Source organism: Arthrobacter sp. CP30, from assembly GCF_053470025.1.
This window is the reverse complement of sequence record NZ_JBQEMM010000003.1, coordinates 51,642-74,706: the sequence shown is the minus strand read 5'-3', so window position 1 is coordinate 74,706 and position 23,065 is coordinate 51,642. Positions and strand designations below refer to the sequence as shown.

Here is a 23,065-nt window from a genome sequence, read left to right as displayed (position 1 = left end):
TCAGGGTGACGACGAGGGACCGGCACGCGGTCGCCGGGCTAGGGTGGTCCTCGTGAGCCACGACACGACACCTGCCCTCCAGACCCGCATCTTCACGCCCGATCCCGACGAGGACACCTCGGCGACGGGACGTTTCGCGACCTGGCTGAACGCCGAAGGCATCGGTTTCCACGACGGCACCTTCGATCCTGAGGACATCCCGCGCTTCCTCGAGGCGTACCAGGCCGACGGTCGCGTGCTGTGGGGTGTCCACGACGACGCCCAGCCGGCCGAAGCGCTCGGGGCCGACCATCCGGTGGGCACCTATGGCACCATGGTCCACCCCCTGAACGTCGGCTCGGCCCAGATCGAGGTCCACCAGATCACTGCGGTGACCGTCCGGGCGAGCCACCGCCGCCGGGGCATCCTGCGGTCCATGATGACGCGCGACCTGCGTGAGGCGAAGGACCGTGGCCTTCCCCTTGCGATCCTCACCGCGTCGGAGGCGACCATCTACGGCCGCTTCGGGTTCGGGGCAGCGACGTTCACGCAGAGCATCGAGGTGGACGTGCGGGAGCGCTTCGAGGTGACCGCTCCGGCCACCGGCACCACGACCCTCGTGGCCCGCGAGCACGCGGTGCGCCTTGCCGGGGAGGTGTTCGCCGGCTTCCAGGCGTCGACCTTCGGATCCGTGGGCCGACAGTACGCCTATGCGCGGCGGGCCTCCGGCGACTGGGGACGCGAGCGGCCCGTCGAGGACCGAGCCGTCCGGATGGCGGTCCACTACGACGCCGAGGGAACGCCCGCGGGCTATGTGACCTACCGCTTCGCGGGCTGGGAGACGTCGCCGCGCACCCTGAAGGTCCTGGACCTCGTCGCCGGCACCCCGTCGGCCTATCTGGAACTGTGGCGCTACCTGGGATCGCTCGACCTCATCCAGGTGGTCACCTGGGACGAGGCCCGGCGCGACGACCCCCTCCCGTGGGCGCTGCGCGACCGCCGCTGCTACGCCGTCAAGGGCACGGACGACGTCCTCTGGGTCCGCATGCTCGACGTCCCCGCGGCGCTCGGAGCGCGGTCCTACCGCGGCAGCGGGAGCATCGTCCTCGAGGTGCAGGACGATCTCGGCCTCGCACATGGCACCTTCGCGCTGGCGGTGACGGACGGCGTCGCGCAGGTGCACACCGTCGACGACGGTACCGCCGCCGACGTCACGCTCACGGTCAACGCCCTCGGATCGCTCTACCTCGGTGGAGTCCAGGCCTCGACCCTCGCGGCGGCCGGTGGCCTCACTGCCGGCGCGGCCGAGGTCGAGCGGCTGGATGTCCTGTTCGGGCTGGCGCAGGAGCCCTACTGCATCACGCACTTCTAGCTTCGAAGGTGAGCGCCGGACCGGGTTTGGCAGGGCCCCGTCCGGGCGGCTCGCCGCGACCCGGCTGCTTTGACGGTGTTGGGGGCCGAGGCTAGACTGGACAGGCGCGTAGTGCGCTCTGGCGGGTCCCGGTGCAGACCGATGTCCTCCGCAGGGCACTACCACTGTCGAACCTCTCGAGGTTCTTTCCCTTTCGTCCACATCCGGACAGGGGAACCCGCTTCCGGCATGGCTGGAACCGCGGTGTTCACCATGACCGGAGCACGTCATCATCCACAACGGAGTCCCAACTACATGACCATCACCACCACCGAGAAGCAAGGTGCCCCGCAGGTCGCTATCAACGACATCGGCACCGCTGAGGACTTCCTCGCAGCTATCGACGCGACCATCAAGTACTTCAACGACGGAGATCTCGTCGAGGGTACGGTCGTCAAGGTCGATCGCGACGAGGTCCTGCTCGACATCGGTTATAAGACCGAGGGTGTCATTCCTTCCCGCGAGCTGTCCATCAAGCACGACGTCGACCCCGGGGACGTCGTCTCCGTTGGCGATCAGGTCGAAGCCCTGGTGCTCACCAAGGAAGACAAAGAAGGCCGACTGATCCTCTCCAAGAAGCGGGCTCAGTACGAGCGCGCCTGGGGCGACATCGAGAAGGTCAAGGAAGAGGACGGTGTCGTCACCGGTACCGTCATCGAGGTGGTCAAGGGAGGCCTCATCCTGGACATCGGCCTGCGCGGCTTCCTGCCCGCGTCGCTCGTCGAGATGCGTCGCGTCCGCGATCTGGCTCCGTACATCGGCCAGCAGATCGAAGCGAAGATCATCGAGCTCGACAAGAACCGCAACAACGTCGTGCTGTCGCGTCGTGCGTGGCTCGAGCAGACGCAGTCCGAGGTCCGCTCCACGTTCCTCAACAAGCTCGAGAAGGGCCAGGTCCGTCCGGGCGTCGTCTCCTCGATCGTCAACTTCGGTGCCTTCGTGGACCTCGGTGGCGTCGACGGCCTCGTCCACGTCTCGGAGCTGTCCTGGAAGCACATCGACCACCCGTCCGAGGTCGTCGAGGTCGGCCAGGAGGTCACGGTCGAGGTGCTCGAGGTCGATCTCGATCGCGAGCGCGTCTCCCTGTCGCTGAAGGCCACGCAGGAAGATCCCTGGCAGACCTTCGCCCGCACGCACGCCCTGGGCCAGGTCGTCCCGGGCAAGGTCACGAAGCTCGTTCCCTTCGGCGCGTTCGTCCGCGTCGAGGACGGCATCGAAGGCCTCGTGCACATCTCGGAGCTCGCCGTCCGCCACGTGGAACTCGCCGAGCAGGTCGTCTCCGTCGGCGACGAGCTCTTCGTCAAGGTCATCGACATCGACCTGGAGCGCCGCCGCATCTCGCTCAGCCTCAAGCAGGCGAACGAGGGCGTCGACGCCGACAGCACCGAGTTCGATCCCGCGCTCTACGGCATGGCCGCCGAGTACGACGACGAGGGCAACTACAAGTACCCCGAGGGCTTCGACCCCGAGTCGAACGAATGGCTCGAGGGCTACGAGACGCAGCGCGCGGCCTGGGAAGCCCAGTACGCCGAGGCGCAGTCCCGCTGGGAAGCCCACAAGAAGCAGGTCGTCCAGCACGCGTCCGACGACGCCGCCGCGGCGAACGAGCCGGTCGAGTCCAACTCGACCAGCTACTCGTCCGAGCCCGTCGTCACCGACTCCGGTTCGGGGACGCTCGCGTCCGACGAGGCACTCGCGGCACTCCGCGAGAAGTTGACCGGAGCGTAAGCCACCGGTTCACGGCTGACACAAAGGCCCCCATCCATCGGATGGGGGCCTTCGTGCATGTCGGGGGCCGTAGGGGAGGTCTTCCGTCCTTACAGGCCGGCACCTCGATCACTCGTGGGGCCGCTCCCTCCTGGTCGAGACGGTCACGGTGAAGCGGTTGGTCCGGTCGAGCTGCCGCGTGGGGCCGATGGTGCGTTCGAGGACCGGCCGGTACCGGAGATGACTGTTCCACACCGTCCAGAGCTCGCCGCCCTCCGTCAGTACCCTCGCGCACGCGTCGAAGAGGCGGTGTGCAATGCCCTCATGGACCGTGCTCCCGCTGTGGAACGGCGGGTTGAGGACGATCACGCGCGCGGAGGCATCCGGTAGGGCCGAGAGGGCATCATCCCTGCTGACCGCCACGCGGTCCGCGACCCCGTTGGCCGCAGCGGTCGCGCGCGTGGAGCCGACCGCCGACGCCGACTGGTCGCTGGCGTGCAGGCGGAGGTCGGGCCGGCTGAGCGCAAGATAGGCGGAGACCGCACCATTGCCGCAGCCGAGGTCGATCACCTCTTCCTCCACCGGCCCGCCGATGCCGTCGGCCACGGGCCTGCCGACGGAGATGCCCTGCAGGTGAGGGAGGAGCAGTCGCGTACCGGGATCGAGCGCGGCGCCGCCGAAGGTGGCGCCGAAGGCGCGGAGTTCGAGCGGTCGGTCGAGGCCGACGTCGTGCCCGGAGCGTCGGGGGAAGGCGGCGGGGGGGACGGTCAGCGGCTCCCGGGCGACCAGGACCCTCGACTTCTGCCGCGCCAGGCTCGCGGTGACGGATCCGAAGTAGCGAGCCAGGACGGCGTTCATCGAGAGGGACATGTGCTTGAGGCGGCCGGCGGCGAACACCTGGACGTCCGGTCGGGCGTGGACTGCGATGGTCCACGCCAGTTCGTCCAGTTCGTCGAGTGCACGGGGCAACCGAAGCAGTACCGTCGAGACGCCGTCGAGGAGTTCGGGGGAGAGGGGATAGGAGCGGTAGGCGCTGTGCAGCCCCTGCTCCGCCGCATTGCAGGCGAGGGCCCGCTCATGGACGATGCCGTCCTGGAAGGACCGCAGGTCACTCCGTCCCGTGAGGTCCGCGGCTCCCAGGGTCACCGCTCCGTAGGAATCCCCGATCGTCGCGATCCCGCCGTCGGTGCGTCGCAGGGCGTCCGCTGCGACGTCGAGCAGCAGGCGGTCCGCCGCGTCGACGGCGACCAGCTCCGGGGCTTCGAGATCGGGGCGTCGTCGCAGCAGGTCGGGATCGAAGAGGTTCACCCGGTCCATCGTAGAGCCCGCCTTCGGACGCCCGACCCTCCCATCAGGGCGTGCCGGGACTGCGACCGGCTCCGCCGTCCGGTTCGTTGTCCCCACGCCGGTCGTCGAAGAGCCAGTCGAGCGACGTGCCGTCAGGGGAAGCCCTGTCCGGGCCGGACGGTCCCTGGTCCGGCAGGTCCTGGTCCTTCCCCGCGGGGTCGGTGCTGTATGGTGCGCGCGGAGGTGGTGGGAGCCGATCGATCAGTTCGTTGGCGGCGTGGGCGAGCAGGTCCCGCTGCAGCGGAGGAAGCGTGAAGGAACCGTGCAGGTAGGCCTCCACCTCGTACTCGCCGGCATCCCCGCCGAGCCCGAAGTAGTGCAGCCACAGTTCACTGGCGTCGATCTGGGCATGCCGGATGGCCCTGAGGAGGTGGATCCGCTGATATTCGTGATCTGGATGGTTCTCCACGGGCTTCGCCTTAGTGCGAGCTACCGGCAGTGCCGTCGATCACGGTGAGGGTGACGGTCCTCACATCGGTCTTCGCGGCGGACGCCTCGTCCAGCATGCGCCTCATCGATGCTTCGGGGTTCAGTCCGTACCGCTCCATAAGGATGCCCCGTGCCGTGAGGATGACGTCCCTGGTGTTCAGGGCCTCACGGAGGGCGCTGCTCACCGTGCCGGCCGCGGTGTCCGGCTGGGCGCTGCCGAGGAGCGTTGCCGCGGGGGAGGCGAGCAGCATGAGCTACTTGCGGTGCTGGGTCGAGAAGGCCGACGGCAGGGGCGAATACACCTTCAACGCGCCGATGCTCTTCCCGTCGTGAATGAGTGCGGTGCTGAGGGTGGAGCGGAGGGGGAGGCCGGCGACCGCTTCGCTCCAGAGCGGCCAGCGGTCGTCCTGCTGCACGTCATCGATCTGCACCGTCGACTCCGCCGCCCAGGCGGTGAGGCAGGGACCCTGTCCCAGCTCGTACTGCAGGGCGTCGGCGGCGGCCACGACGTCGTCGGTGTACCCCGTACTGCGTCTGCGGCCCTGATCGTCGATGAGTGAGACTCCGGCGCCGAGTGATCCGGGGACCGATTTCTTCACGGCCTCGGCGAGGTCCTCGACCGCCTGTCCGGCCTTCAGCTCGGTCAGGAGGAGACTCTTGAGCCGGGCGAAGACCACGGTCAGTTCTTCCATCGGTGACGTCAAAATTCCAGCCTCGGCAACAGAGTGGTTCTGATCGGATACAAAGTATCAGGATACACAGCGCCGCCCCTTGGCCATGGTCGATCGTGTCCCGGATCCGGGGCAGACAGCCGCCCGCGTACACCGGAGGATTGCTCCCGGTCCAGTGGCGGGCAGGCGGCAGGGTGCTTGCACCCCTCGATCGGCCGTCCCTAGGGTGGAATGACCCAGCATGCTTACCGATACCCCGAGGAGTCGACGTGAGCGGATCAGCAGACCACCATGCACTGCCCCTGACCGACTACGACCACATCCCGATCGCTACCCTTCCCACCCGCATCACGGGCCTCGACGCGGGTGGCCTGCAGGCGCTGATCGACTACGAGGAGGCTCACGGGGACCGGCTTCCGGTGAAGGTGGTGCTGCAGCACAGGCTCGACGCCGTGTTGAGCGGTGCCGAACTCTCGGAAGGGGCCGCCACGTCGATGCCGGAAATGGAGAGCACGGCCGGCGGGTCGCCGGTCAGCCCTGCGACATCCGGTCCGCCCACCAACCCGCCGTCGCAGGGGGATCCGACCAACCCGGCGCAGCCGAGGTGACACGGGCACGTCCCATCGAAGGGCCGTCCCCCCGAGCCGGCCGTCCCCCCGAGCCGGCCGTCCCCTCGAGCCTGCCGTCGCCGGGGCGGGCCGTTCCGTTCTCGGTCTCTCCCGCGTTCGGGTCCTCCGACGCTCCATCTGGCCTAGTCGGCGGTCGCCACGCCTGTCAGCAGGTCCTTCTCCTCGATGAGCGCGAGGGAGAGTGTCTTGTAGCCGACCGTCTCGAACAGGACCGTGACGATCCCGTCCTCGTATCCCATCACGGAGCCCCGCCCCCACTCGGGGTGTTCCACCGCCGTGTCGACCGCGAAAGGCATGTCATGGTGGTCCGGCGTCTCCTCTGCGCTGCCGTCGGCACTGCCCGCCGGAGTGCCGTTCGGGGATGCTTCCTGCGTCCCGGCCGGCGTGCCCGATCCGGCTCTCCGCTCGCAGTTGTCACACGCACCGCAGGTCTTCGGGAATTCCTCGCCGAAATAGGACAGGAGGAACTGTCGGCGGCACCCCTTCGTCTCGGCGTAGCGGCGGGCCATGTCGATCCGCGACCGGTCGATCCGCTCCCGGTTCGCTGCCTGCTCCACCGCGCGGTCGACGGCCTCCCCGGCGCTCATCGTCCGGGCCCGGTACCCCTTCACTCCGTCGGTCACGCACCCCGAAGCGGTCAGGAGGTTGAGCAGGCCCGTGAGCTTGCGGGAGGAGAGACCTGTGAGGTCCTTGAGCTTCTTCATCTTCACGGGCTTCCCCTGCGCCGAGATGAGCCGGAACAGGTCCCCGAGCTGGGTGCGATGCGCGGTCTTCGCGGCGAAGAACCGACGGAGCGAGAGGTCCTCGGGCCGGTAGTGGAGGATGGCCCGGGCATCGAGCCCGTCGCGGCCGCCGCGACCGATCTCCTGGTAGTAGCTGTCCAGGGAGTCCGAGATGTCTGCGTGCACCACGAAGCGGACGTCGGGCTTGTCGATGCCCATGCCGAAGGCGGTCGTGGCGACGACGACGTCGACGCGACCGTCAAGGAACCCTTCGTGCACCGAGGCACGGTCCTTCTTGCTCCGCCCTGCATGGTACGCGTCGGCGTTGGTGCCCCGCTCCTGGAGTTCGGCGACCAGCCGGTCCGCCGCCTTCTTGGTGGCGACATAGACGAGGCCGGGTCCGGCGAGCCCGAGCACCTCGCCGCGGACGGCGTCGTGCTTCTCCGCGTCCTCGACGTGGTGCACCACCTCGAGATGCAGGTTCGGACGGTCGAAGCCCTCGACGAGGATCGTCGGGTCCTTCAGATGCAGACGTTCGACGATCTCCTTCTGCACGGGGCGCGACGCGGTCGCGGTCAGCGCGACCACGGGCGCTCCGAGGTCCCGCACCAAATGGCCGAGCTGCAGGTAGTCGGGGCGGAAGTCATGGCCCCACGAGGACACGCAGTGCGCCTCGTCCACGACCACGAGGGAGACGTCGAGTGACCGCAGCCGCGCCGCGACCTCGTCCCGCGCGACCTGCTCGGGTGCGAGGAAGAGGAATTTGGCGCGCGTCTGCTCGTCGTCGTCGGCCGCTGCCTCCCACGCGGCCTCGAGCTCGCGCTTCCGCAGGGCGGAGTTGATGACACGGGCCCGCGGCGAGCCTGCATGGGCGTTGATGGCCTCGGCCTGGTCGTGCTGCAGCGCGATGAGGGGTGAGATGACGACGGCGACGCCCGGCAGCGCCATGGCCGGAACCTGGTAGATGGCGGATTTGCCGGAGCCCGTCGGCATGACGCAGAGGATGCTGTGGTCCTCGAGGACCGCCTCCATGGCATGCTCCTGGCCGGACCGCAGATCGTCCCAGTCGAAGGTGGAAGCAGCGGTGTGCTGAAGGTCCTGCAGCGTGATCGACACGGTCCTCCTCGAGAAAGTAAGTCCACTGAGCGTATTCACGGGTAACGACATTTCCCCGGGTCGGGTGAGTTGCGAGGAGACCCTTGACAGAGGGTCTCGACCGGACGACGGAGGGGGCGTGCGACGGGCTAGGGTGTGCTCATGCTGCGCATCGGTCTGACAGGAGGCATCGCCGCGGGGAAGTCCGCGGTGGCCACGGAACTCGGACGCCTGGGAGCGGTGGTGATCGATGCCGACCTGCTGGCACGGGCCGTCGTGGAGCCGGGCATGCCAGGCTTCGACGAGGTCGTCCGGACGTTCGGCACGGACGTGCTCGGGCCGGACGGCGCCCTGGACCGGCCGGCACTGGGACGGCTCGTCTTCGGCGACAGCGCCGCGCGCGAGACGCTGAACCGGATCATCCATCCCCGGGTCCGCGCGGAGGCCGCCCGGCTGATCGACGATTCGCCGGCCGACGCGGTGGTCGTGGAGGACATCCCGCTCCTCGTCGAGACGCACCAGGCCGCGCGCTTCCACCTCGTCCTGGTCGTCGACGCCCCGGACGAGGTGCGGATCACCCGGATGATCGAGCGGCGTGGGATGGACCGCGAGGACGCCGAGCAGCGGATCGCGGCTCAGGCTCCACGCGCCGAGCGACGAGCCGCCGCGGACGCCGTCCTCGTCAATGACGGCTCGCTGGCGGAAATCCTCACCGCCACTCGGGCCCTCTGGGACGTCAGGATCGTCCCGTTCGCGGCGAACGTCCTGCACGGCCGACCGGCCGGCACCCGCCCTCCCGCCGCGCCGGAGCCCCACGGTGCCGACGACCCCGCGGGCCTCGCGGGGACGCACGGCCTCGCCCGGCGGGTGGCGGCGAAACTCACCGCCGCCCTCCCTGCCGGCGTCGCCGTCGAGCCCGGCCCCGGGTCCGACGTCGTCGTCGCGGAGGTGCTCGTACGGCCGGGATCCGGGGAGGACCTGCCTGCCGTGTCCGCTGCCCTGGCGGCGGCGGGCTTCCCGCGGACGGAGGTGCCCTGGGGCTCCGACGCAGGGGTCCACCGGTCAGGTACGGACACGGTCGTCCACCGGTCGGCGGATCCGGCGCTCGACGTCACCGTGACCGTGCTGCCCGTGGACGCTGGACTGCTCCCCGAGGAGTCGTGAGGCCCTCTTTCGGTCGCGTTCGGCACCGCGCGGGCGGGCTTCGGACGGGAAGGCCGCAGATGGCTGCCGAGCCGCGTTCAGCCCGCAGGAAAACGGGGGAGAAGTGTCACCGTCAGGCGATACCGTTGACGCATGAGTCTTGCGCAGGATATCAAGCGTGTGGTCGCGCCCTTCGAGGTCATCAGCGAGTACCAGCCGGCGGGTGACCAGCCCACGGCGATCAAGGAACTGGCGGAACGCATCAACGCCGGCGAGAAGGACGTGGTGCTGCTCGGAGCCACCGGAACCGGCAAGAGTGCCACGACGGCGTGGTTGATCGAGCAGGTCCAGCGCCCCACCCTGGTCATGGTGCAGAACAAGACCCTCGCCGCGCAGCTGGCCAACGAGTTCCGGGAGCTGCTGCCCAACAATGCGGTGGAGTACTTCGTCTCGTACTACGACTACTACCAGCCCGAGGCCTACGTCCCGCAGACGGACACGTTCATCGAGAAGGACTCCTCCATCAACGAGGAGGTGGAACGCCTCCGGCACTCGGCCACCAACGCCCTGCTCACGAGGCGCGACGTGATCGTCGTCGCCACCGTGTCCTGCATCTACGGCCTCGGTACCCCCGAGGAGTACATCAACAAGATGGTCACGCTCCGTCGTGGCGACCAGATGAACCGTGACGAGCTGCTGCGTCAGTTCGTAGGCATGCAGTACACCCGCAACGACATGGACTTCCACCGGGGGACCTTCCGGGTGCGCGGGGACACCGTCGAGATCATCCCCATGTACGAGGAGCACGCCCTGCGGATCGAGTTCTTCGGCGACGAGGTGGAGAACATCTACACGCTCGATCCCCTCACGGGCAACGTGATCCGTGAGGAGGAGGAGATGTACGTCTTCCCCGCCTCGCACTACGTCGCGGGCCAGGACCGCATGACGCGCGCCATCAAGGACATCGAGGACGAGCTGCAGGTGCGGCTGGCCGAGTTCGAGTCGCAGAACAAGCTCGTCGAGGCCCAGCGGCTCCGCATGCGCGTGACCTACGACCTCGAGATGATGCAGCAGATGGGGTTCTGCAACGGCATCGAGAACTACTCGCGCCACATCGACGGGCGCGATCCGGCTTCCGCGCCGCACTGCCTCCTCGACTACTTCCCCGACGACTTCCTGCTCGTCGTCGACGAGTCGCACGTCACCATCCCGCAGATCGGCGCCATGTACGAGGGCGACTCCTCCCGCAAGCGGACCCTCGTGGACCACGGGTTCCGGCTCCCCTCGGCGATGGACAACCGGCCGCTCAAGTGGGACGAGTTCCTCGACCGGATCGGACAGACCGTCTACCTGTCGGCGACCCCGGGCAAGTACGAGCTCGGCAAGGCGGACGGTTTCGTCCAGCAGATCATCCGGCCCACCGGCCTGATCGATCCAGAGGTGGTCGTCAAGCCGACAAAGGGCCAGATCGACGACCTGCTCGGGGAGATCCGCAAGCGCACGGAGATCAACGAGCGCGTCCTCGTCACCACGCTCACGAAGCGCATGGCGGAGGACCTCACGGGCTACCTGCTGGAACACGGCGTGAAGGTGGAGTACCTGCACTCGGACGTCGACACCCTGCGGCGCGTCGAGCTCCTGCGTGAACTCCGCATGGGGACCTTCGATGTCCTCGTCGGCATCAACCTCCTCCGGGAGGGCCTCGACCTGCCGGAGGTCTCCCTGGTCAGCATCCTGGATGCGGACAAGGAGGGCTTCCTCAGGAGCACCACGTCGCTCATCCAGACCATCGGGCGTGCAGCCCGCAACGTGTCCGGCGAGGTCCACATGTACGCCGACCGCATCACGGACTCGATGGACCGGGCGATCGACGAGACCAATCGGCGCCGGGCCATCCAGGTGGCGCACAACCTCGAGCACGGTATCGACCCGACGCCTCTCCGGAAGCGGATCGCCGACATCACCGACACCATCAACCGGGAGGACGCCGATACGCGCGCGCTGCTCGAGGAGGCCGGGAAGAGCCGGAAGCCGAAGAAGGGCGCAGGGCGGCACGACGGGCTCGCCTCGGTGCCGGCGGAGGACCTGACCGATCTCATCCAGCAGCTGACCGACCAGATGCATGCGGCTGCCGGTGAGTTGCAGTTCGAGCTCGCCGGTCGCCTGAGGGACGAGATCGGCGACCTCAAGAAGGAGCTGCGACAGATGCAGTCGGCCGGTCACGCCTGACCGGCGGCATCGCGGACGTCGTCGCGCGGTCCGGGTCCCGTCCTGTCCCGATACCGGTCGGCGAGCCGGTCGCCGACGTGCATCGTCCGCGGTGGCCCATGAGGTGCCCCCGCCGAGTCGATGTCAAGGCTCGAGGTGCCCATGCCCCGGTATCCCTGCGCCGCGGGTAGGATTGGCCTGACGTAAGGGAGTATCCCACGCGCTACGGACGTCAACACGCTGAGCATCGTTGCTCCGCCGGGCGTAGCGGTCGGTCGGCAGCATGCCGCGGCGGAGAGACTTACGGCACGTCACTGCACCCCCGGAAGGTACTCCATGCCCACATTGCCCCTCGCGTTCGAGGTCGGCACGTTCGTCGTCCTCGGCATCATCCTGCTGTTCGACCTGCTGCTCGTCGTCAAGCGCCCGCACGAGCCCTCGATGAAGGAAGCCGGCCTGTGGGTCGCCTTCTACGTGGGCCTCGCGCTCGTGTTCGCGGCACTGATGTTCGTCTTCACAGGTCCGGAGTACGGGGGGCAGTTCGTCGCCGGCTGGGTCACGGAGTACAGCCTCAGCATCGACAACCTGTTCGTGTTCATCATCATCATGGCCAGGTTCTCGGTCCCCAGGAAGTACCAGCAGGAAGTGCTGATGGTGGGCATCATCATCGCGCTGATCCTGCGCGGCATCTTCATCGCTCTGGGTGCGGCCGTGATCGAGAACTTCAGCTGGATCTTCTACATCTTCGGCGCCTTCCTCCTCTACACCGCCTACAAGCAGGCGACCGACTCGGGCGAGGACGAGGAGCACGCAGGGGACAACAAGCTCATCTCCAAGCTGAAGTCGGTCCTGCCGATGTCCGAGTCCTACGACGGTAACAAGATCCGCACCGTCGTCGACGGCAAGAAGGTCTTCACGCCGATGCTGATCGTGTTCGTCACGATCGGCCTCACGGACCTCCTCTTCGCGGTCGATTCCATCCCCGCCATCTTCGGTCTCACGCAGAGCGCGTTCATCGTGTTCACGGCCAACATCTTCGCCCTGATGGGGCTCCGTCAGCTCTACTTCCTGCTGGGCGGCCTGATGACACGTCTCATCTACCTCAAGCACGCGCTGTCCGTGATCCTCGCGTTCATCGGTGTGAAGCTCGTCCTGCACGCGATGCACGTGAACGAGCTGCCTTTCATCAACGGCGGCGAGCACATCGAGTGGGCGCCCGAGATCCCCACCTTCGTGTCGCTGGCCGTCATCATCGCGACCATCGTCATCGCCGTCGTCGCCAGTCTCATCCGCTCCCGTGTGACGGAGAATTCGGCGGCGCGCAGATGAGAAGGGTGAGGTCGCCGAGGCCCCCGTCGTCGACGAGGATCTGGACCATGCGGCGGGCGACGCCGGAGCGAAGGACACCCGCCGCTAGCAGGCGGAATCGTTCCGGTCCTGTCCGCGTCCTGTCCTCGTGCGGCGGCCCGGACGTGCCGGCCACTCCACACCCGACCTGACGAAGGACCCCCGTGCCGCCACGCACGGGGGTCCTTCTGCGTCCCGCTGCGCGGCACAGGCAGGACCCGGACCGCCACCGGAGGCGCCACGCGACGCCGGACGGCATCGACGCCCCGGGACACGGGCACGGGCGGGGGCTACCTCCGGGTCATGCCCAGCAGGCGGGTGAAGATCGCCTCGCCGTCGTCGGCGATGCCGTCGTGGTGGAACTCGTCCGTCTCCCAGACCTCGAGGCTGCGGACGGCCGCAGCGGTCCGCAGGGACAGGTCCCGGTCCACGTAGATGTCGTGCCGGTACACGGCGGCAGCGGCAGGCACGGTGTTCGTGGCGAGGACGTCGGCGTCGTACAGTCGCCCCCAGTCCTCCTTGACGGCGAGGAGTTCCGCGACGGGGCGGAGAGCGCGGAGGGCAGGGTCCTCCTCGAAGTACCAGGGGTAGACCATCTCGCCGGTGAGGAGGACCTCCGCGGCGTCGGGGAGGAACTGCGGATGTGCTCCGAGGACCCGCTCGGCGGCCCAGGCGGACGAGGCGCCCTGGCAGTAGATGGACTCGTGCAGCACGGCGTAGAGCGGCTGCGATGCCCGGCTCACCACGGCGTGGACCTGCTCGAGGAACACGGCGGAGAGCCGGGGCCGTCCGTCGATCTCGACGAACGCGTCCTCGAGCAGGTAGTGCAGTGCGTGCACCCGGGTGTTGCCGCCGAGGAAGGCCCCGATCATCTGGAAGCGCCGCACGGTGAGGCGTTCCCCGCTGGGGAGGACCTCCTCGACGCCGTCCAGGTGGCGGGCGATGCGCGTCACCAGGTCCCGGTCCTCGGGATACCAGGCGAAGTACTCGCGGTTGCGCTCCTCCACCCGCGCGAACGTGGCGCGGTAGACGTCGTCGGCGGGCCCGGACAGGGGAGCGAGGCCGCCCGTGATGATCGCCCGCTCCATCCCCTCGGGCGCGAGGGAGAGATAGGTGAGGGTGCAGAAGCCCCCGTAGCTCTGGCCGAAGACCGTCCACGGGCCGCTGCCGAGCGCGCGGCGGATCAGTTCCGCGTCCGCCACGATCGAATCCGCCCGGAAATGGGTGAGGTAGTCTGCCTGCTCCGCCGGAGTCCGGAAGCCGCCGAGCGTCGCGGCGTCGGCGGGGGTCGACAGGCCGGTGCCCCGCTGGTCGAGCATGAGGATGCGGAAGTCCTTCGCCGCGGCCTTCATCCAGCCCGAGAGCTGCGTGGTCCGCACACCGCGTCCGCCCGGTCCACCCTGCAGGAAGAGCAGCCAGGGGAGCCGGGCGGCGTCCGGGTCGTCGTGGTCCAGCGACGTGTATTCCCGGGCGAAGACCTCGATGGTCGGGGAGGCCGGGTCTGCGTGGTCCAGCGGCACGGTGAAGACGTGACCGGTTGCGCGGAGGCCCCTCATCACCAGCGTCGGTCCGGTGGTGTGGTCCGCTGCGTCCATCGGGGCGTTTGGGACGCCGGACCCGGCGATCGGTGTCACAGTGCGGCGACCTCGGCCAGGGCGTCGCCCGTGAGGCGGAACGTGCTCCAGCCCGACTGCGGTCGGGCTCCGAGGCTCTCGTAGAAGCGGATGGACGGTTCGTTCCAGTCGAGGACCGACCACTCGACACGGGCGTACCCACGGTCGGCGGCGATGCGGGCGAGATTCGACAGCAGCGCCTTACCGTACCCGGCGCCGCGTGCGTCGGGACGCACGTACAGGTCCTCGAGGTAGATGCCGTTGACGCCCTCCCACGTCGAGTAATTGAGGAACCACAGGGCGAAACCCTGCACCTCGCCCTGCGCCTCCGCCACGTGTGCGTAGATGGTGGGGCGGTCACCGAACAGAGCAGCCTCCAACCCCTCCGCCGTGTTCCTCACGGCGTCGGGCTCCTTCTCGTACAGGGCGAGATCGTGGATGAGCTGCAGGATCACCGGGACATCGGCCGGGCGTGCTTCGCGGATCGTCATGAGGCAAGTTTAACGACGCCGGGGCACCCGTCCGGCACCCGGACGGCAGGAGCGGTTCAGGCTGCGGGTGCGCCCACACCGACGATCCGCACGACCGGGCTCCCCGCATCGTCGGACGCCGCAAGGTCCACCTCGGCGTTGATGCCCCAGTCCCCATTGCCCTCGGGGTCCTTGAGGATCTGCCGGACACGCCACGTGCCGGGCGCCTTCGTGATGAGCAGGAGGGCCGGACCGCGGGCCGCCGGCCCGTCGTCGATGTCCTCGTAGTCGCCGAAATACCCGTCGAGCGCCTCGGCCCACCGATCCGCGGTCCAGCCGGACTCCGCGTCGAGGGCACCGAGCGCCTCGTCCTGCTCGTCCGCGAACAGCTTGACCCGCTGGAACATCTCGTTGCGCACCATCACCCGGAACGCGCGCTCGTTCGACGTGACCGACGGCGGTTCCTCCGGCAGGTCGACGGCGGCAGCCGCGGCCGCACCCGCGTCGATACCGGCGGAGAGCTGGGTCCACTCGTCGAGCAGGCTGCTGTCCACCTGGCGGACGAGCTCGCCGAGCCACTCCATGGTGTCGCTGAGGTCCTCCCTCAGCGCCTCGACCGGAACGGTGTGCCGCAGGGCCTTGTAGCAGTCGGCGAGGTAGCGCAGCAGGATCCCCTCGGAGCGCGTGAGGGAGTAGAAGGCGACGTACTCCCCGAAGCTCATGGCCCGCTCGTACATGTCGCGGACCACGGACTTCGGAGCGAGCTCGAAGTCGCCCAGCCAGGGCGCCGATGAGCGGTAGACGTCGAACGCCTGCTGCAGCAGTTCCTCCAGCGGCTTCGGGTAGGTCACCTCCTCGAGGCGCGCCATCCGTGCGTCGTAGTCGATACCCTCGGCCTTCATGGCCGCGACGGCCTCGCCGCGTGCCTTCTTCTCCTGCGCGTTCAGCACCTGGCGCGGCTTCTCGAGCGTGGCCTCGATGACCGAGACGACATCGAGCGCGTACCCCGGCGCGTCGGGGTCGAGGAGCTCCAGGCTTGCAAGGGCGAAGGGCGAGAGGGGCTGGTTGAGGGCGAAGTTCGCCTGCAGGTGCACCTTGAGGCGGATCATCCGGCCGTCGGGCTCCGGTTCGGTGAGCCTCTCCACGATGCCGGCGGTCACGAGTTCGCGGTAGATGCCGATGGCCCGGCGCATGAGCCGCAGCTGGGACGCCCGCGTCTCGTGGTTCTCGGTGAGGAGCCGCTTCGCCGCGGCGAACGGGTCGCCGGGGCGCTCGAGCAAATTCAGCAGCATGGAGTGGCTGACGGAGAACGACGACGTCAGCGGATCCGGCACGCTCTCGACGAGCCGCTCGTAGGTCGGTCTGCCCCAAGACACAAAGCCCTGCGGCGGCTTCTTCCGGACCACCTGGCGCAGCTTCTTCTGATCGTCGCCGAATTTGCCCACGGCCTTCGCCATGGCCTTCACGTTCTCGACGACGTGCTCGGGGGCCTGGACGACGACGGTGCCTGCCGTGTCGTAGCCCGCGCGGCCCGCGCGGCCCGAGATCTGGTGGAACTCCCGGGAGTTCAGCAGGCGCGTCCGGACGCCGTCGTACTTGCTGAGCGCGGTCAGCAGGACAGTGCGGATGGGCACGTTGATCCCGACGCCGAGCGTGTCCGTCCCGCAGATCACCTTGAGCAGGCCGGCCTGGGCGAGCTGCTCGACGAGGCGGCGGTACTTCGGCAGCATGCCGGCGTGGTGCACGCCGATGCCGTGCCGGACCAGGCGGTTCAGCGTCTTGCCGAAGCCCGCCGAGAAACGGAACGTGGCGATCAGTTCGGCGATCCGGTCCTTCTCCTCGCGCGAGCAGATGTTGATGCTCATCAGGTTCTGGGCTCGCTCGATGGCTTCCGCCTGGCTGAAGTGCACCACGTACACGGGGGCCTGCCGCGTGGTGAGCAGTTCCTCGAGCGATTCCTGCACCGGCGTCTCGACGTAGTAGAAGTGCAGCGGGATGGGCCGTTCGACGGAGGTCACCGTCGCGGTGGGGCGACCCGTCAGATCGGTGAGGTCCTTCTCGAACCTGCTGACGTCGCCGAGGGTCGCCGACATCAGGAGGAACTGCGCCTGGGGGAGCTCGAGGAGGGGGACCTGCCAGGCCCAGCCGCGCTGCGGGTCGGAGTAGAAGTGGAATTCGTCCATGACCACGGTGTCGACGTCGGCCAGCGCGCCTTCCCGCAGCGCGAGGTTCGCGAGGATCTCGGCCGTGCAGCAGATGATCGGTGCGTCCTGGTTGACCCCGGAGTCGCCCGTGATCATGCCGACGTTCTCAGGACCGAAGATCTCGCAGAGCGCGAAGAACTTCTCGGACACGAGCGCCTTGATGGGCGCGGTGTAGTAGCTCGTGCGCCCCTCTGCGAAGGACTTCAGGTGCGCGGCGACGGCGACGAGGGACTTCCCGGATCCGGTGGGCGTGGCGAGGATGACGTTGCTCCCCGAGACGAGCTCCATGGCCGCCTCGTCCTGTGCCGGATAGAGCGTCAGTCCCCGCTCGACCGCCCACCCCGTGAAGGCCTCGTAGACCGCATCAGCGGTGAGGCGGCCGTCGTCGTGCCGGGACAGGTGCTCGTGGATCCTCATGGTGGGTCCAGCCTACCGGTGGCCACTCACGCCGGGGGTCGGTGGGCTCACCGGACTCCCGGCCCTCCGCCGGCCGGAACGGCGCGGTCCCTCGGGGGTCCCCGCCGGTTACCAGCCGCGCTGCTTCCACTCCGTGAGCGAGCCGCGCTCCGCCCCGAGCGTGGTGCCCGCGCCGTGGCCGGGGTGGACGAGGGTGTCGTCGGGCAGGTAGTCGAAGATCCGTGTCCCGACGTCCTCGATCAGGGACGCGAAGCGGGCGGGATCGCCCTGGGTGTTGCCCACGCCTCCCGGGAACAGCGAGTCGCCCGTGAACAGGTGGGCGGGACCGTGCGGGTCGCGGTACAGCAGGGCGACGGACCCCGGTGTGTGCCCGCGCAGGTGGATGGCCTCCAGCTCGAAGCCCTCGAAGGACCCGACGTCGTGGTGCTGCAGGGCGACGTCGGTGGGGACGGCGATGTCCGCGACGTCCTCCGCGCCCGCCGCCGTCCTGGCGTGGGTGGCCTCCTTCACCTCGGCCAGCGCCCGGACGTGGTCCCAGTGCGCGTGGGTGGTGATGATGAGGGCCACGCGGGCCTCGGCATCCGTGTCCTCCTGTGCATCCGCCAGCAGGGCGAGGATCGCCGGCGCGTCGTCCGCCGCGTCGATCAGGACCTGCGCGCCCGAGGACCGGGAGGTGAGCAGGTACACGTTGTTGTCCATCTCGGAGACGGCGATCGAACGGATGGTCACTTCGCTGAGCTGGTGCATGGGTTCAGTGTAGGCAGGGGAGCGGGGCCCGCAGGAAGCACGGCGATCGGAGGTCCGGGGTACGGAGGGCCGAGGCAACTCCGCGGCCGGGGATAGGGTGCAGGTACCAGGCCCACCCGTTGCCGGCCTCCACGGAAGGACACGCATGGAGCAGGACATCCCCCGTTGGCTGAGGCTGGATCCGACGAGTGCGGTCCCGCCTTTCGAGCAGGTCAGGCACGCCGTCATGGCCGCGGCCAACTCCGGCAGGGCCGCCGTCGGAACCCGCCTGCCACCCGTCCGCGTGCTCGCCACCCACCTGGGCATCGCGGCCAACACGGTGGCCCGGGCCTACCGCGAACTCGAACAGGCGGGGGTCGTGGAGACGCGCGGCAGGGCAGGCACCGTCATCGCGGCGGGGAGCGACGACGCACGGCAGAAGGTGGGTGCTGCCGCCGAGGAATTCGCGGAGACGGTCCGCTCGGTGGGCCTCTCCGAGGCCGACGCGGTGGCGATCATCAGGGCCGCATTGCGCCGAGCGTGAACGGGTCCGTTCCCCGCGCAGTATCAGGGCGGAAGATGTCCTATTCGAATATGTCTTCGAACCCCTTTTCCCCTACAGTGGACGGGTGGCTACAGCACATTCTCTCGAGCAGCATGCCCATCACCCGGACCCCGCTCCCCAGGACCTCTCGCGTCTGATCGTCAAGGGCGCCCGCGAACACAACCTGCGCAACGTGGACCTCGACCTCCCGCGTGACGCGATGATCGTGTTCACCGGTCTGTCCGGTTCCGGGAAGTCCTCGCTCGCCTTCGACACCATCTTCGCGGAGGGTCAGCGGCGGTACGTCGAGTCGCTGTCGGCCTACGCGCGCCAGTTCCTCGGCCAGGTGGACAAGCCCGACGTCGACTTCATCGAGGGCCTCTCGCCCGCGGTGTCGATCGACCAGAAGTCGACGAGCAAGAACCCGCGCTCCACGGTGGGCACCATCACCGAGATCTACGATTACATGCGTCTGCTCTGGGCGCGCGTCGGCAGGCCGCACTGCCCGGTGTGCGGCGAGCCCGTCGCCAAGCAGACCCCCCAGCAGATCGTCGACCAGCTGCTCGAACTCGACGAGGGGACCCGCTTCCAGGTCCTCGCGCCAGTCGTGCGCGCACGCAAGGGCGAGTTCGTCGACCTCTTCCAGGAGCTGACGGCGAAGGGGTACTCGCGTGCCCGCGTCGACGGCACGCTGATCCAGCTCAGTGATCCGCCGAAGCTCGGCAAGCAGTACAAGCACACCATCGAGGTCATCGTCGACCGCCTGGTGGTCAAGGGCGGAATCCAGCAGCGCCTCACCGACTCGGTCGAAACGGCACTGAAGCTCGCGGACGGTCGTGTCCTCGCGGAATTCGTCGACCTCCCCGAGGACGACGAGAAGCGCCTCCACGCCTTCTCGGAGCATCTGGCGTGCCCGAACGAGCACCCGCTCGCCATCGACGAGATCGAGCCGCGCTCCTTCTCGTTCAACAACCCCTTCGGTGCCTGCCCCGCCTGCACCGGCATCGGCACCAAGCTCGAGGTCGACGAGGAGCTCGTGGTCCCCAACCCGGATCTCAGCCTCGCCGAGGGTGCCATCGCACCGTGGTCGCTCGGGACCGCGACCCTCGAGTACTGGACGCGGCTCCTCGAGGGCCTCGCCTCGGAGCTGAAGTTCGACATCACGACGCCGTGGCGCAAGCTGCCGGACCGCGCCCGCGAGGCGGCGCTGTACGGCAAGGACCACAAGGTGGTGGTGCAGTACAAGAACCGTTTCGGGCGCGAGCGGAAGTACAGCACGGGCTTCGAGGGTGCCATCCAGTACATCCACCGCAAGCACCTCGAGACCGAGTCGGACCACGCCAGGGACCGCTACGAGGAGTACATGCGGGAGATCCCCTGCCCCACGTGCGGCGGGGCGCGGCTGAACCCAGCGTCGCTCTCGGTGCTCATCAACGGGCGGTCCATCGCCGAGGTCTCGGCCATGCCGATGCGGGACTGCGCGGATTTCCTCGACAACCTCGTCCTCACCGGACGCGAGGCGCAGATCGCCAACCAGGTGCTCAAGGAGATCCAGGCCCGCCTGACGTTCCTCCTCGACGTCGGACTGGAGTACCTGAACCTCGAGCGGGCCTCCGGCACGCTGTCCGGTGGCGAGGCCCAGCGCATCCGCCTGGCCACGCAGATCGGCTCCGGCCTCGTCGGGGTGCTCTACGTCCTCGACGAGCCGTCGATCGGCCTGCACCAGCGCGACAACCGGCGCCTCATCGAGACGCTCACGAGGCTCCGCAACCTCGGCAACACGCTGATCGTCGTCGAGCACGACGAGGACACGATCGCCGAGGCGGACTGGATCGTGGACATCGGACCCGGCGCCGGCGAGCACGGCGGCGAGGTGGTCCACTCCGGTCTCCTCGAGGACCTGCTGACCAACGAGAACTCGCTGACGGGCGACTACCTCTCGGGGCGACGGAAGATCGAGATCCCGAAGAAGCGGCGGAAGATCGACCGGTCGCGCCAACTCAAGATCGTCGGTGCGCGTGAGCACAACCTGACTAACCTCGACGCCACGATCCCCCTGGGCGTGCTGACCGCCGTGACCGGCGTCAGCGGGTCCGGCAAGTCCACCCTGGTCAACGACATCCTCTACAAGGTTCTGGCGAACAAGCTCAACGGTGCCAAGCAGGTCGCCGGGAGGCACAAGCGGATCGACGGGCTGGAGCATCTCGACAAGGTCATCCACGTCGACCAGAGCCCCATCGGCCGGACACCCCGGTCGAATCCGGCGACCTACACCGGCGTCTTCGACAACATCCGCAAGCTCTTCGCCGAGACCACCGAGGCGAAGGTCCGCGGCTACCTGCCGGGGCGGTTCTCCTTCAACGTCAAGGGCGGCCGCTGCGAGGCGTGTTCCGGTGACGGCACGCTGAAGATCGAGATGAACTTCCTGCCCGATGTCTACGTCCCGTGCGAGGTGTGCCACGGCGCGCGGTACAACCGCGAGACGCTCGAGGTGCACTACAAGGGCAAGACCATCGCGGACGTGCTGGACATGCCGATCGAGGAGGGTGCCGAGTTCTTCGCGGCGTTCAGCCCGATCGCGCGGCACTTGAACACCCTGGTGGAAGTGGGGCTCGGCTACGTGCGGCTCGGCCAGCCGGCGACGACGCTCTCCGGCGGCGAGGCGCAGCGCGTCAAGCTCGCCAGTGAGCTCCAGAAGCGGTCGAACGGCCGCAGCATCTACGTGCTGGACGAACCGACCACGGGCCTGCACTTCGAGGACATCCGCAAGCTGCTGATCGTCCTGCAGGGACTCGTGGACAAGGGCAACACCGTCATCACGATCGAGCACAACCTCGACGTCATCAAGAGCGCCGACTGGGTGATCGACCTCGGACCCGACGGCGGTTCGGGTGGAGGTCAGATCATCGCGACAGGAACGCCCGAGGCGGTCGCGAAGAGCGATCGCAGCTACACCGGGACGTTCCTCAAGGAGATCTTCGACAAAGCCGCGGTCTGACCCACCCGGCTCCAGTTGGTATTCCCGGGACGGCATGCATGATGCATGCCGCCCGGGGACTATGGCAAGCTTGCCCGGTGCATCCTCCGTATTCGCTGATCCTCTTCGACCTCGACGGCACCCTCGTCGACCCGGCCGGCGCCATCACCGGGGGGATCAGCGGGGCCCTGCGTGCCCACGGCCTCGCCGTCCCCGACCAGGACGCCCTGCAGTCCATGGTCGGCCCGCCCCTCCTCCACTCGCTCGGCGGCATCGCCGGGGTCCCGGCTCCGCTGATCGGTGCCGTCATGGCGACCTACCGGGCCGGCTACCGGTCGACCGGCATCCAGCAGAGCCGTCCGTACCCGGGGGTGGCGCGGTGCGTCGGGACGCTCGCGGAGGCCGGGGCGGTCGTCGCCGTGGCCACGCAGAAACCGGAATGGCTGGCCGAGGAACTGCTCGAGGCGCAGGGCTTGCGGTCCCTCTTCGCGTCGGTCCACGGGTCCCCGCGGGACGAGCGCCGGGCAGCGACGGGCAAGACCACCATCATCCGGGCCGCACTCGACGCCCACCCCGCTGCGGCTCAGCGCGCCGTGATGGTCGGGGACCGGCTGCACGACGTCGAAGGCGCCCGTGCCAACGGCCTCCCCGGTGTCGGCGTCACGTGGGGCTTCGCCGCCCCCGGCGAGCTCGAGGAGGCGGGGGCGGCCGCCGTCGTGCACACGGCCGAGCAGTTACTGGAGGTGCTCCGTGGGGGTCTATGACCTGACACGCAGCACCACGCGGGGACTTATCGCCGGTCTGTGCCGTCCCACGGTCGAGGGCCTGCACCACGTACCCAGGACCGGTCCGTTCATCGTGGCGCCCAACCACCTGTCCTTCCTCGACAGCGTCCTCGTCCAGGCGCTCATGCCGCGGCCCGTCGCGTTCTTCGCCAAGGCCGAGTACTTCACCGGCACGGGGATCAGGGGCTCGCTCATGAAGTCGTTCTTCGAGGGCGTCGGGTCCATCCCGGTGGAGCGGGGCCAGCAGGCGGCGAGCGTCGCCGCACTGAGGACGCTCCTGGACCTGCTGGAGCAGGGCGACGGAGTCGGCATCTACCCCGAGGGCACCCGCTCGCGGGACGGCCGGCTGTACCGGGGCCGGACCGGCGTCGGATGGCTGGCCCTCACCACCGGCGCACCCGTGGTGCCCGTCGGCCTCATCGGGACCGACGCCCTGCAGCCCGCGGGGCGCCGGGGCGTCCGGCCCCAGCACTTCACCCTGCGGATCGGTGAGCCCCTCGTCTTCGCCCGGACGGGTCCGGGCCACCCGCTGCCGGCCCGTCGGAACGCGACGGAAACGATCATGGACAGCATCGCGGCTCTGAGCGGCCAGGAACGCGTGGGCCACTACAACCAGAGCCCGCCCGCGGAGTAGGCCCCCG

At 68.7% G+C, this 23,065-nt stretch carries 19 protein-coding genes; 10 read left to right on the top strand and 9 right to left on the bottom strand.

Translation table 11 applies throughout. From position 1 onward, the window contains the following. Window positions 1-52 precede the first annotated feature (52 nt). On the top strand, window positions 53-1,351 hold the full coding sequence (locus ACTIMO_RS05600; protein WP_448181744.1) for a GNAT family N-acetyltransferase: 1,299 nt from the start codon (window positions 53-55) through the stop codon (window positions 1,349-1,351). A 294-nt stretch (window positions 1,352-1,645) separates the two neighbouring features. Further along, complete coding sequence (rpsA, locus tag ACTIMO_RS05595) at window positions 1,646-3,118, top strand: 30S ribosomal protein S1 (RefSeq protein ID WP_055771683.1); 1,473 nt, start codon at window positions 1,646-1,648, stop codon at window positions 3,116-3,118. Between the two features lie 108 nt (window positions 3,119-3,226). On the opposite strand, the gene ACTIMO_RS05590 is transcribed toward rpsA, so the two are convergent. Genes ACTIMO_RS05590 through ACTIMO_RS05575 form a run of 4 tightly spaced genes read right to left on the bottom strand, consistent with a single transcriptional unit; the run spans window position 3,227 to window position 5,565 of the window. Then, entirely contained in the window at window positions 3,227-4,414 is a 1,188-nt protein-coding gene (locus tag ACTIMO_RS05590) for a class I SAM-dependent methyltransferase (protein WP_448181743.1), read from the bottom strand. Window positions 4,415-4,448: 34 nt separating this feature from the next. Then, window positions 4,449-4,853, bottom strand: coding sequence for a hypothetical protein (locus ACTIMO_RS05585; RefSeq protein WP_321166898.1), 405 nt, complete (start codon window positions 4,851-4,853; stop codon window positions 4,449-4,451). A 10-nt stretch (window positions 4,854-4,863) separates the two neighbouring features. Next, window positions 4,864-5,124, bottom strand: a complete 261-nt coding sequence (locus ACTIMO_RS05580) for an ANTAR domain-containing protein (RefSeq protein WP_055771678.1) — start codon at window positions 5,122-5,124, stop codon at window positions 4,864-4,866. Between the two features lie 3 nt (window positions 5,125-5,127). Next, window positions 5,128-5,565, bottom strand: a complete 438-nt coding sequence (locus ACTIMO_RS05575; RefSeq protein WP_448181742.1) for a GAF domain-containing protein — start codon at window positions 5,563-5,565, stop codon at window positions 5,128-5,130. A gap of 248 nt (window positions 5,566-5,813) precedes the next feature. Between ACTIMO_RS05575 and ACTIMO_RS05570 the strand changes: the two genes are divergently transcribed. Continuing rightward, window positions 5,814-6,152 (top strand): hypothetical protein, encoded by a 339-nt coding sequence (locus tag ACTIMO_RS05570; protein WP_055771672.1) that lies wholly within the window; start codon window positions 5,814-5,816, stop codon window positions 6,150-6,152. Between the two features lie 143 nt (window positions 6,153-6,295). Here ACTIMO_RS05570 and ACTIMO_RS05565 read toward each other — a convergent pair whose 3' ends face one another. After that, the gene (locus ACTIMO_RS05565; RefSeq protein WP_448181741.1) at window positions 6,296-8,011 is read right to left on the bottom strand and encodes a RecQ family ATP-dependent DNA helicase; all 1,716 of its coding nucleotides are present in this window, start codon (window positions 8,009-8,011) and stop codon (window positions 6,296-6,298) included. A 141-nt stretch (window positions 8,012-8,152) separates the two neighbouring features. Between ACTIMO_RS05565 and coaE the strand changes: the two genes are divergently transcribed. The 3 genes from coaE (at window position 8,153) to ACTIMO_RS05550 (ending at window position 12,670) form a co-directional block, all read left to right on the top strand. Continuing rightward, window positions 8,153-9,154 (top strand): dephospho-CoA kinase, encoded by a 1,002-nt coding sequence (coaE, locus tag ACTIMO_RS05560; RefSeq protein WP_448181740.1) that lies wholly within the window; start codon window positions 8,153-8,155, stop codon window positions 9,152-9,154. Between the two features lie 132 nt (window positions 9,155-9,286). Beyond that, window positions 9,287-11,362, top strand: coding sequence for an excinuclease ABC subunit UvrB (gene uvrB, locus ACTIMO_RS05555; RefSeq protein ID WP_422391806.1), 2,076 nt, complete (start codon window positions 9,287-9,289; stop codon window positions 11,360-11,362). A 315-nt stretch (window positions 11,363-11,677) separates the two neighbouring features. Then, the gene (locus tag ACTIMO_RS05550) at window positions 11,678-12,670 is read left to right on the top strand and encodes a TerC family protein (protein WP_448181739.1); all 993 of its coding nucleotides are present in this window, start codon (window positions 11,678-11,680) and stop codon (window positions 12,668-12,670) included. 308 nt (window positions 12,671-12,978) lie between these two features. Here the strand turns inward: ACTIMO_RS05550 and ACTIMO_RS05545 are convergent, their stop codons facing one another. The 4 genes from ACTIMO_RS05545 to ACTIMO_RS05530 all read right to left on the bottom strand — a co-directional run bounded on the left by ACTIMO_RS05545 (window position 12,979) and on the right by ACTIMO_RS05530 (window position 18,139). Continuing rightward, complete coding sequence (locus ACTIMO_RS05545; protein ID WP_448181738.1) at window positions 12,979-14,283, bottom strand: alpha/beta fold hydrolase; 1,305 nt, start codon at window positions 14,281-14,283, stop codon at window positions 12,979-12,981. 35 nt (window positions 14,284-14,318) lie between these two features. After that, window positions 14,319-14,792, bottom strand: coding sequence for a GNAT family N-acetyltransferase (locus ACTIMO_RS05540; protein ID WP_055771654.1), 474 nt, complete (start codon window positions 14,790-14,792; stop codon window positions 14,319-14,321). A gap of 56 nt (window positions 14,793-14,848) precedes the next feature. Continuing rightward, a complete protein-coding gene (locus ACTIMO_RS05535; protein ID WP_448181737.1) occupies window positions 14,849-17,392 on the bottom strand; it encodes a DEAD/DEAH box helicase in 2,544 nt (847 codons plus the stop codon). A 108-nt stretch (window positions 17,393-17,500) separates the two neighbouring features. Further along, window positions 17,501-18,139 (bottom strand): MBL fold metallo-hydrolase, encoded by a 639-nt coding sequence (locus ACTIMO_RS05530; RefSeq protein ID WP_055771648.1) that lies wholly within the window; start codon window positions 18,137-18,139, stop codon window positions 17,501-17,503. Window positions 18,140-18,284: 145 nt separating this feature from the next. On the opposite strand from ACTIMO_RS05530, the gene ACTIMO_RS05525 reads away from it, so the two are divergent. The 4 genes from ACTIMO_RS05525 (at window position 18,285) to ACTIMO_RS05510 (ending at window position 23,058) form a co-directional block, all read left to right on the top strand. Beyond that, the gene (locus tag ACTIMO_RS05525; RefSeq protein ID WP_055771645.1) at window positions 18,285-18,662 is read left to right on the top strand and encodes a GntR family transcriptional regulator; all 378 of its coding nucleotides are present in this window, start codon (window positions 18,285-18,287) and stop codon (window positions 18,660-18,662) included. 85 nt (window positions 18,663-18,747) lie between these two features. After that, complete coding sequence (gene uvrA, locus ACTIMO_RS05520; protein WP_448181736.1) at window positions 18,748-21,660, top strand: excinuclease ABC subunit UvrA; 2,913 nt, start codon at window positions 18,748-18,750, stop codon at window positions 21,658-21,660. Window positions 21,661-21,737: 77 nt separating this feature from the next. Next, complete coding sequence (locus ACTIMO_RS05515) at window positions 21,738-22,403, top strand: HAD hydrolase-like protein (RefSeq protein WP_448181735.1); 666 nt, start codon at window positions 21,738-21,740, stop codon at window positions 22,401-22,403. Continuing rightward, complete coding sequence (locus ACTIMO_RS05510; RefSeq protein WP_448181734.1) at window positions 22,390-23,058, top strand: lysophospholipid acyltransferase family protein; 669 nt, start codon at window positions 22,390-22,392, stop codon at window positions 23,056-23,058. Before ACTIMO_RS05515 ends, ACTIMO_RS05510 begins: the two co-directional genes overlap by 14 nt. Window positions 23,059-23,065 lie beyond the last annotated feature (7 nt).

Bases quoted from the DNA above. Each gene is read 5' to 3' on its own strand.
- rpsA (WP_055771683.1), top strand. From the start codon at position 1,646: ATGACCATCACCACCACCGAGAAGCAAGGTGCCCCGCAGGTCGCTATC.
- ACTIMO_RS05590 (WP_448181743.1), bottom strand. From the start codon at position 4,414: ATGGACCGGGTGAACCTCTTCGATCCCGACCTGCTGCGACGACGCCCC.
- ACTIMO_RS05580 (WP_055771678.1), bottom strand. From the start codon at position 5,124: ATGCTGCTCGCCTCCCCCGCGGCAACGCTCCTCGGCAGCGCCCAGCCG.
- ACTIMO_RS05575 (WP_448181742.1), bottom strand. From the start codon at position 5,565: ATGGAAGAACTGACCGTGGTCTTCGCCCGGCTCAAGAGTCTCCTCCTG.
- coaE (WP_448181740.1), top strand. From the start codon at position 8,153: ATGCTGCGCATCGGTCTGACAGGAGGCATCGCCGCGGGGAAGTCCGCG.
- uvrB (WP_422391806.1), top strand. From the start codon at position 9,287: ATGAGTCTTGCGCAGGATATCAAGCGTGTGGTCGCGCCCTTCGAGGTC.
- ACTIMO_RS05550 (WP_448181739.1), top strand. From the start codon at position 11,678: ATGCCCACATTGCCCCTCGCGTTCGAGGTCGGCACGTTCGTCGTCCTC.
- ACTIMO_RS05545 (WP_448181738.1), bottom strand. From the start codon at position 14,283: ATGGACGCAGCGGACCACACCACCGGACCGACGCTGGTGATGAGGGGC.
- ACTIMO_RS05540 (WP_055771654.1), bottom strand. From the start codon at position 14,792: ATGACGATCCGCGAAGCACGCCCGGCCGATGTCCCGGTGATCCTGCAG.
- ACTIMO_RS05535 (WP_448181737.1), bottom strand. From the start codon at position 17,392: ATGAGGATCCACGAGCACCTGTCCCGGCACGACGACGGCCGCCTCACC.
- ACTIMO_RS05530 (WP_055771648.1), bottom strand. From the start codon at position 18,139: ATGCACCAGCTCAGCGAAGTGACCATCCGTTCGATCGCCGTCTCCGAG.
- ACTIMO_RS05525 (WP_055771645.1), top strand. From the start codon at position 18,285: ATGGAGCAGGACATCCCCCGTTGGCTGAGGCTGGATCCGACGAGTGCG.